The sequence below is a fragment of the Micromonospora sp. D75 genome, assembly GCF_018070405.1.
GTDB classification, from domain to species: domain Bacteria; phylum Actinomycetota; class Actinomycetes; order Mycobacteriales; family Micromonosporaceae; genus Micromonospora; species Micromonospora chalcea.
Genome location: NZ_JAGPXV010000927.1, coordinates 1 through 1,589 on the forward strand (window position 1 = coordinate 1; position 1,589 = coordinate 1,589).

Sequence of the window (1,589 nt, forward strand, 5' to 3'; positions counted from 1 at the left end):
GACCTGGCACGCCACCCGCACCATCCAGATGTGCCGGGAGGCGTGTGGCGGCGCCGGCTACCTGTCGGAGAACCGCCTGCCCAGCCTCAAGGCCGACACCGATGTCTTCACCACGTTCGAGGGCGACAACACGGTGCTGCTGCAACTGGTCGCCAAGGGGTTGCTGACCGGTTACCGGGACGAGTTCGGCTCGCTCGACGGCTGGGGACGCGCCTCCTTCGTCGCCGAGCAGGTACGCGAGATGGTGCTGGAGCGCACCGCCGCCCGGGCGCTGATCGCACGTCTGGTCAGCGCGGTGCCGGGCCGCGACGACGAGGTCGCGGTCACCGACCGGGGCTGGCAGCTCAAGCTCTTCGAGGACCGCGAGGAGCACCTGCTCGACAGCGCGGTGCGCCGCCTGCGCGGTGGCGCGTCGACCAAGAAGGATCGTCCCTTCGACATCTTCAACGACGTCCAGGACCACGTCCTCGCCCTCGCCGCCGCGCACATCGACCGGGTGACGCTGGAGGCGTTCGTCGCCGGGATCGACGCCACCGCCGACCCCGCGGTCAAGGAGCTGCTGTCCCGGGTCTGCGACCTGTACGCGCTCACCGTGATCGAGGCGAACAAGGGCTGGCTGCTGGAGCACGGCCGGCTCACCCCGGCCCGCTCGAAGACGATCACCAGCGTGGTGAACGGGCTGCTCAAGGAGCTGCGCCCGTACATGCGCACGCTCGTGGACGGGTTCGCCATCCCGGACGCCTGGCTGCACGCCGCGATCCTGCGCGAGGAGCCCGGACGCCAGGAGGCGATGGCCGCGCACGACGCCGCCGCGGATCAGCAGGCCGTGCCGGCCTAGCCGGCCGGCGCCACGGCCTCCGGGTCCGCCTCCGTGGCCGGCTCAGGTCGCGGCCGGGCCGGTGCGCCGGGCGCCCCGGCGGGGTCGCCGTCGACGGGCGGTGAGGTGGGGTCACCGTCGGCCGCCCACGCGGTGGCGGGGTCGCCGTCGGCCGGCCGCGCCGCCGCGTACCCGGCGGCGCCGAGCGCCAGGTACAGGCCGCCGAACAGCCAGAAGGCGGCGAACAGGAAGCCGCGCTCGGCCATCGCGAGGATCATGACCAGCGCGCCGGCCAGCGCGGTCACCGCGTACCCGGCCCGGAATCCGTAGGCGCACAGCGCACCGGCCGCGACCGGCCCGGCGATCCACAGCGCCGCGCCCACCCAGCCGACACCGACCGAGCCGCCGGCCGACGCGACCGCCACCAGCACGCCGGGCATCGCCACGATCCCACCGGCCAGGACGTGCCACCACCGTCCCCCGGCGCCTCGCCGCACGGCCCACGGCACGAGCGCCGCCGCCCAGGCCACCAGCGCGAGCGGGAAGTAGTACAGGCCCGTCTCGCCGGCCGCGCAGGCGAACATGGTCAGCGCGATCGCGCCGGCGAGCCGCGACCCGGCGCGTACCCGGGCGGGCGCCACGAGCGGCGCGGCCGCGACGAGCGCCGGCAGCAGCGTGAGCAGCGCGATCCCCGGACCGAGCCGGCCGAGGACGCCCTGCTCGCCGGCGTCGGCCTGGATCGGCTCGACCGGCACTGTGGACGGCAGCAGGA

1 protein-coding gene and 1 pseudogene are annotated in these 1,589 nt (G+C 75.1%); one reads left to right on the forward strand and one right to left on the reverse strand.

All coding sequences use genetic code 11. The features are described from left to right. Positions 1–838 (forward strand): acyl-CoA dehydrogenase (locus KBX39_RS30755; protein WP_282102499.1); only part of this gene is annotated, 838 nt, incomplete at its 5' end. Here the strand turns inward: KBX39_RS30755 and KBX39_RS30760 are convergent. After that, positions 835–1,589: pseudogene (locus KBX39_RS30760) on the reverse strand (hypothetical protein); the annotation flags it as partial. The gene KBX39_RS30755 and the pseudogene KBX39_RS30760 sit on opposite strands and share 4 nt — an antisense overlap.